This window comes from Prosthecobacter sp. (genome assembly GCF_044378005.1).
Lineage (GTDB): Bacteria > Verrucomicrobiota > Verrucomicrobiia > Verrucomicrobiales > Verrucomicrobiaceae > Prosthecobacter.
The window spans coordinates 44,552-51,704 of sequence record NZ_JBILYB010000028.1 but is presented as its reverse complement, the minus strand read 5'-3'; the positions used below and the strand labels follow the sequence as shown (position 1 = coordinate 51,704).

General features: G+C 59.7%; 6 protein-coding genes. 4 read left to right on the top strand and 2 right to left on the bottom strand.

Annotation, left to right across the window (positions count from 1 at the left end; all coding sequences use genetic code 11):
• The 4 genes from AC6FTP_RS08285 to AC6FTP_RS08270 all read left to right on the top strand — a co-directional run.
• Window positions 1-2,884 (top strand): DUF1592 domain-containing protein (locus AC6FTP_RS08285; protein ID WP_497206439.1); only part of this gene is annotated, 2,884 nt, incomplete at its 5' end.
• A gap of 255 nt (window positions 2,885-3,139) precedes the next feature.
• A complete protein-coding gene (locus AC6FTP_RS08280; protein WP_497206438.1) occupies window positions 3,140-3,457 on the top strand; it encodes a hypothetical protein in 318 nt (105 codons plus the stop codon).
• A 184-nt stretch (window positions 3,458-3,641) separates the two neighbouring features.
• Window positions 3,642-4,553, top strand: coding sequence for a ThuA domain-containing protein (locus AC6FTP_RS08275; protein WP_497206437.1), 912 nt, complete (start codon window positions 3,642-3,644; stop codon window positions 4,551-4,553).
• 96 nt (window positions 4,554-4,649) lie between these two features.
• A complete protein-coding gene (locus AC6FTP_RS08270) occupies window positions 4,650-4,883 on the top strand; it encodes a hypothetical protein (RefSeq protein ID WP_497206436.1) in 234 nt (77 codons plus the stop codon).
• Between the two features lie 12 nt (window positions 4,884-4,895).
• Here AC6FTP_RS08270 and AC6FTP_RS08265 read toward each other — a convergent pair whose 3' ends face one another.
• Entirely contained in the window at window positions 4,896-5,747 is an 852-nt protein-coding gene (locus AC6FTP_RS08265; protein ID WP_497206435.1) for a M15 family metallopeptidase, read from the bottom strand.
• 24 nt (window positions 5,748-5,771) lie between these two features.
• Window positions 5,772-7,145, bottom strand: a complete 1,374-nt coding sequence (locus tag AC6FTP_RS08260; RefSeq protein ID WP_497206434.1) for a hypothetical protein — start codon at window positions 7,143-7,145, stop codon at window positions 5,772-5,774.
• Window positions 7,146-7,153: the final 8 nt, after the last annotated feature.

The following is a 7,153-nucleotide window of genomic DNA, read 5'->3' as shown; positions in this document are numbered from 1 at the left end:
GAAGGGCGATGTCGATTTGAAGCAGTTCGCGGGCAATCCGGATGTGCCGGTGAATTTCCAGATCTGGAACACCGTGAAGGACACCATCGACAACGGCGACATGCCGCCGCGAAAGGCCAAGCAGCTCACTCCCGAGGAAAAAGCGGGCATCACCGGCTGGGTGCAGCATTCGCTCGATCTGCTCGCCGAGGCAAAATCCGGCGATCCCGGCCCTGTGACGATGCGTCGCCTCACGAATGCCGAGTATGACTACACCCTCCGCGACCTCACCGGCCGCGATTACGCCCTGGCCAAAGAATTCCAAACCGACGGTGGTGGCGGCGAGGGATTCACCAACACAGGCGACGTGCTTTTCATGAGCCCGGCGGCCATCGACAAGTATTTCGCCGCGGCACGCAAACTCGCGGACTATGCCACGATCATGCCCGGCACAGGCATCGTGTTTAACCCCAACCGCATCGGTCTTCGCGGTCCCGAACAGGTGAAAGCGCAGGCGCAGCAGGGTCTGTATGTGTGGCTTCAGCAGAAGGCCGCGCCGCATCTGCCGACGGACGATCAGCCGCTGCGCGAGGCTGATTACATGCACGCCTGCTGGAAGCATCAGCATCAAAAAGTGCCGCTGGAGCAGCTCGCGAAGGACATGAAGCTCAACATCTACTTCCTCGCGAACTGGTGGAAGCACCTGAACAACACGGAGCCGAAATCACGCTTCCTCGACCTCACCCGCGTGCCCTGGCGGGCCTTGCCTGCGGATGAAAAAGCCGCTCTCGGCATCATCCAGACCATCGCGGCGGATCGCCAGTCTTGGAACAATCCCAAGCGCCCCGGCGAAGGGCCCCAGCGTTGGCAGCAGGACAGCGACGGCATCCGCCCGTATCCGATGCAGACCTCCGTGAATGGCAAAACGCACGTTCACCTCTGCTTTGGCGACACCGCCGATGGCAACAAAGGCGACATCGCCCTCGTGACCTATATCGAGGTCAGCGTCGGCAAGCAGAAGCTCAATTACTTCCACTGGCTCACCAAGACGCTCGACGAAAAGAAAAAGCTGGCCGCTGCGAATCCACCACCGCCGAATCTCGACGTGCTGAAGACCCGCATTGCCGAGTTGGAAAAAATGCGCGCCGCTTATGGCAAGCATCCGCAGCCCGGCCGCACCATCGAGCCGCAGGTGCTCGCCTTTACCGCGCCCACCGTTTTCACCATGCCGCTCCCGGAAGGCGCACACTGGCTGAAGGTGGACACACGCCTCGACATGGAAAACTCCGAGGTCGAAAACGCCACCATCCAGTGGGCACTCAGCACCGACAAGCCACGCGATGTGACGAAAGTCATGTCCGGCGTGGTCACCATCTGGAAACGCGGCACCAAGGCCTCCCAGCAGACCATGGGCGAGTTCAATTCCATGAAGCAGACCTTTGCGGACATGTTTGAGCGCCGACTCGAAATCGTGGCCGAGAACATGCACCGCAGCTCACCCGGCCTCGGCGTCTATTATTACGCAGATGAGCAACTCGGCGAACTCCTCGGCCAAAGGGACAGGGATATGCTCGTCGCGATGAAGAAAGACTGGCGCCTCGTGTACAACCCGAACGCTAACAAACAGGTGCAACAGGAATACGACGGCTCGCTGCTCTGGCATCTGCATGAGTTCGCCAAGAAAGCCTGGCGCAGGCCCATCACCGAGGAAGAAACCAAAAAACTCGACGCCCTCTACTTCGCCAGCCGCGCCAAAGAACTCGACCGCGAATCCGCCGCGCGTGAAGTGCTCGTGCGCGTGCTCGTCTCGCCCAATTTTCTCTTCAAAGCCGAGACACTGCCGCAGCTCGCCGATGCGAAGACTCCCGACGTGCCGCTGAACGCCCACGAGCTCGCCTCGCGCCTCAGCTACTTCCTCTGGGCCTCCTTTCCCGACTGGCAGCTCCGCAAAGCCGCCGATGACGGCAGCCTGCTCAAGCCCGAAGTGCTCGCCGCACAAACCCAGCGCATGCTGCGTGATCCGAAAGCCTCCGCTTTGGCCAAAGAGTTCGCGGGCCAGTGGCTGAAGTTCAATGGCTTCGACGAGAAGAGCACCGTCGATGAGAAAAAGTTCCCGCAGTTCACGCCCGAGCTGCGAAACGACATGCAGCACGAAGCCGTCGAGTTCTTCACCCACCTCGTCCGCGATGACCGCAACGTCTCCGACATCATCGGCGGTGACTACACCTTCCTCAACGAACGCCTCGCCAAGCACTACGGCATCCCCGGCGTCATCGGCGGCGACTTCCGCGAGGTCAAAGCCGCGCAGCAAAACCGAGGCGGCCTCCTCGGCATGGGCGCCATCTTGACGAAGACCTCCCGCCCGCACCGCACCAGCCCCGTCGTGCGTGGTGATTACCTTTATCAGGTCGTCCTCGGCTTCAGCAGCCCACCGCCGCCGCCAAACGTCCCCGAACTCAAAGAAACCAGCAAACCATCGTCTTTGCGCGAGGCCCTCATGCAGCACCGCACCGATTCCGCCTGCGCCGTCTGCCACGAGCGCATCGACCCCCTCGGCTTCGCTTTGGAAAGCTATGACCCCATCGGCCGCTTCCGCCCCACCGATGAAGCAGGCGGCAAGATCGACGACACCGGCGAAATGATGGACGGCACCAAGTTCACCGGCCTCCCCGGCCTTCGCGACTACCTAAAAAAGAACGAGCCCCAGTTCCTCACCCAGTTCACCCGCAAACTCCTCGGCTACGCTTTGGGACGCCAGACATTGCCTAGCGACAAGAAACTCCTCCAGCAGATGCAAGCCTCGATGAAAGCGAACAACGGCAAATTCTCCGCCGCCGTGCTGGAGATCGTGAAGAGCAGGCAGTTCCTGAATCGACGCGCGGAGCCGCAGGTGGCGGGGAACTAGATCGAACTTCCAAGTTCGGTCTCAAGTAAGTCAGCAACACATAGATGGAACGAACTTGGGAGTTCGTTCTACGCCTCCGCTCCGAGTGTGCGTTTTTGTGTGCGCGCCGATTACGCTTCGTCGATCAAATGCATCACAAAGGAGACAGGGCGACTGAAAAAAGAAAAGCAGAAGTGAAACCTTAGATGCCCATTTGGATCATCTATAAGTGTGCAAGCGATTCGCTTCGCTAACAAACACCAATCCAAAACCATCATGAAAACCAAAGGCCTCATCCTCATCCTCGCCATCATCTCATCTCAGCTTGTTCAAGCTAGAGATTCAGCCCCAAACCTTCTCACAAGTTCACAGGGACCCTATCAGTACACCAGCATACAAGGCCCCTATCAACTCACCAGCTCGCAGGGTCCCTACCAGATTCAGCAGCCCGCTCCACTGGGCACATCCGTCCAGTATCCTTATGAATTGAAATCCCCCAAGCCGCTGCCAGCCCCTTACTGCCCTCGCGTCGCAGATTTCACCGATGAGGAACTCCTCCAACTCCTCGCCACCGGCACTCTGAGCGATGACTGATCGCTGAGGTCTTCATGTCACCGCGTGCGCGGCTGATCTGCAATGCAGGTCAGCCGCGTCGTGATGAATCGAGACGAAGAGACGGGCTTCCTCATGATCCTCAAATGAAGAGGAAGGATCGGCATTGACGGAGCGTTGCATGGAACCTCGCGCCTCGTCCAACCAAGGTTCTCTCATCCCTTCCATGCTTTATTCCCGCACACTTCTCGGTTGCCTTCTCCTCGCCACCAGCCTCCACGCCGAACTCACGCCTGAGCAGCAGCAGGTGCCTCTGGAGGTGCTGCCGAAAGACAACTCGCTCGCGAAGGTCGTGCTCATTGCCGGCAGCACGAGCAACAAGCCGGGGCAGCACGAATACTTCGCGGGCTGTGCATTGCTGATGGATTGGCTGAAAACCGCGTCCGGTATCGCGCCGGTCATGGTCGCCGATGGCTGGCCGAAGAATGAGGCCGTGCTCGATGGCGCGAAGGCCGTGCTCCTGTTCCTCGATGGCGGCACGAAGCTTTCCTTCCTCGAACCCACGCGATGGGCGAAGATGCAATCACTCGCCGATGCAGGCACCGGCTTCATCGTGCTGCATCAAGGCATCGACTGCCCTGCCGATAAAGCAGCGACCTTCAAAGACTGGTTCGGCGCTGTCTTCCAGGGCGACATCGGCTGCCGTGGCCACTGGGATGTGAAGTTCGATGCCATTCCCACCCACGCCATCAATCGCGGCATGAAGCCCTTCGCACTACCCGGAGACGGCTGGCTCTACAACCTGCACTTCGCCGACAAAAACGTGACCCACATCCTCGCCTGCCCCATGCCCGACAGCAGCCGTAAAACCGAAGACGCCATAGCCCACGCAGGCCGCGCCGAGACCGTCGCCTGGAGCTATGAGCGCACGAATGGCGGCCGCAGCTTCGGCTTCACTGGCTGTGATCTCCACGCGAACTGGGGCGATGCCAATCAGCGCCTCCTCGTCCTCAACGGCATCCTCTGGGCCGCGAAGCTCGACGTGCCCGCGAATGGCCTGGCCTCAGACGTCACGCCCGAGGCTTTGAAAAAGAACTGGGACCGCAAGGTGTTCCTTAAAAAGGCGTCAAAAGAGTAGAGTGTGGAACCGGCTTCGGAGTTCATGCATGACTTGAAGTGCTATAGCGCATGAAAAGAGAGGCAGCCGACCATTTCCGCGTCAGGGTGGTGAACCATGAGCATCGGCACCAAGAATCGTCTGAACCAAACCGGCACCACCTGCAAAACGCATCTGCGTGAGCAGCACTCGAAGCAGTTGTCGCTCGTGGAGGAGTTCATCGCGGAGATCGAAGGCTCGGGGAAGAACCAGGATGCCACGAAGTGGAATCAGTTTACGGACGCGAAGCGCAGCACGGCGGAGATGCTCCAGCGCGTGGATGCGGCCTTTGATGCCTGGATGAATCCCTGAGGAGACAGGGTCTCAGGCGGCCTGCATTCGCTCTAAAGCTGCTGCAATCTCTTTCTCGATTACGGAGAGTGGGTTCAGGAGTTCGAGCGGATTCTCGACGGGGGTGACTTCGTTGGTCTGCGGATTCCAGTTCACGGGACCAAAGCGGCAGGGAGCTGGGTTGCCGGTGAGGATGTGCATGCCAGCGTCGTCTTTGTCGAAGTGCCAAAACTCGAAGGGGAAGTGGATGAAGCCATGCTTCTCCATCATCGAGGCGATTTCGAGGCGTGTGGCGACATGCTCGGGAGCGACGAAGGGGGAACGCATGGGGGTGCATTCGCTCATTTCGAGATAGGGATAACCGCGCCAGACTTCGGTGCCGTCGTCGCGATGAAAGACGGAGATGTCGATGGCAGAGCCGGACATGTGCGCGCCGATCTTGGGCATGTTTGCCGTCAGCACAATGGCGCGGCGAAACATCATCTCCGTGGTCGGAATCGCGCCACCGAGTTCCCAGATGCATTTCTTCAAGACATTGTCGAAGACGGATGGCTTGCGCACCAACTGCCGCTGCATGTCCAGGGAACGGAAGCAGTCCTCGATCTTCAACACCCAGCTGCGCTCGTTCATCTCGCGGCCAATGGTGACGACGTCCTGCACGAGACTTTCCCGCATGAAGTAAACGCGCTCCAGTTCCCCTGCGATCTTGCTGCTGGAGAAGAGCATCTCCACATTGGCTGCTGCGGCGGCCTCGGGCAGTGAGGCGAAGCGCTCGCCGCATTCGTTCACAGGAAACTCGATCAGCTTCTGCACGATCGCGTAACCTTGTTCCATTTGATCGGCCCAGTAGGCGCGGCGGGCGGCTTCGTCGTTGAAAGTGGACATGGCGGGGGTTATTGAGAGTGGAGATCAGGGTTTCGTGACGGGTGCGGTATTTAGGCGGGCTTTTTCCTCGGACTCGCGCTTCTGCATGTCTTTAGGATGCTTGGAGAAGCTTTCGAAGACATCTCCGACGACGCGGTCAGCGAGCGATCCGAGTTGTTTGATGATCACTTTCTCAGCCTCGGGCTTGAGGATGGAGCGGTTCGGCTCATAGCCGCCGACCTTGTGAGCAGCGGCGGTGGCGATGTAACCGATGTTGCCATTGGCATAACCGACAATGATCGGCGTGGCGCGGTCGGCGATGGCTTTTTCGAGTTGGAAGCCAAACTCGACCATCGGCTCGCCGGGCATGGTGAGCAGCAGGTAGGGGCCGATCTTCAAGGCCATCAGTTCGGCATTCACGGGCCCCTCTTTGCCAGGCAGCTCGACCACCTCGCTGGCGACGCGGATCTGGTAGAAGGTCTCGCGCTTGCGCAGTTGCTCACGAGTAACGCTGAAAGCCGTGGCGCGTGCCACAGCTCCACCGAGATCGCGGCCTGCCCACTGGATGTCCGCCTCATCCGCGCAGCGATAGGGATAGCCGGGCAAGTTGGGCCGGATGTCGCCTGCACAGCCTTGCATGAACATGACGCTGGTCTTTTGCGCGTAGCACATTTCGACAAAGCTCTGCGCTTCGCCGGGGAAGTCGGCGCTCATCTTGGGGTAGCCTTTGGGATAGGGCTGCGAGCCTTTGTCTCCCCATGTGAAGAAGCAAGGATGGCAGACAGCATGCATGATCACCGACATCGGTGTGAGCGAGGTGCCATCATCGAAGCGCAGCACCTTTACGCGCGGATCGTTCGGACCATCGGGATTCAGACTCACGACGGCGCGGCCATCGTAGGTCTTGCGGCGGTTGATGCCGAAGCTGATGCGGTCTTCGCCATAGCCGATGCTCACCGGCTTCATCGCGCTCACCGCCTGTTTGGCGGCGGTGCCGAGTTTGTTGATGAGGTCGGCCGCCCAGCGCATGTTTTCGACATAGCCTGGACCGGAGTGATTGTGCGAAGCCGCGACGAGGATGTTGGCCGCAGGCACACCGGTTTCGGTCTCGATCCTCGTCCGTGCATCCCGCACCATGTCCTCCCAGGCACCGATGGTATCGAGCGTGACGATGGCGGCCTTCGTCTCGCCGTCATCCAGGATCAAGACACCTGCGTGCAATGGATCGCGCACGCCAGTGACCTGCCGCACATGTCCTACGATCTTGGTGGCTGCGGCATCGGGCGGTGTGATGTCGATTTTCGCGACACCAGCCCGGAGGTTTGAGATGACAGGAAACTGGCCGTCTTTGATCTCCTGCGCATCACTCGATGCGAGCAGCGACCACGACAGGAATGCGATGAGGGAACGGAAGTGCATGGACTCTG

Bases quoted from the DNA above. Each gene is read 5' to 3' on its own strand.
- AC6FTP_RS08265 (WP_497206435.1), bottom strand. From the start codon at position 5,747: ATGTCCACTTTCAACGACGAAGCCGCCCGCCGCGCCTACTGGGCCGAT.
- AC6FTP_RS08280 (WP_497206438.1), top strand. From the start codon at position 3,140: ATGAAAACCAAAGGCCTCATCCTCATCCTCGCCATCATCTCATCTCAG.
- AC6FTP_RS08260 (WP_497206434.1), bottom strand. From the start codon at position 7,145: ATGCACTTCCGTTCCCTCATCGCATTCCTGTCGTGGTCGCTGCTCGCA.
- AC6FTP_RS08270 (WP_497206436.1), top strand. From the start codon at position 4,650: ATGAGCATCGGCACCAAGAATCGTCTGAACCAAACCGGCACCACCTGC.
- AC6FTP_RS08275 (WP_497206437.1), top strand. From the start codon at position 3,642: ATGCTTTATTCCCGCACACTTCTCGGTTGCCTTCTCCTCGCCACCAGC.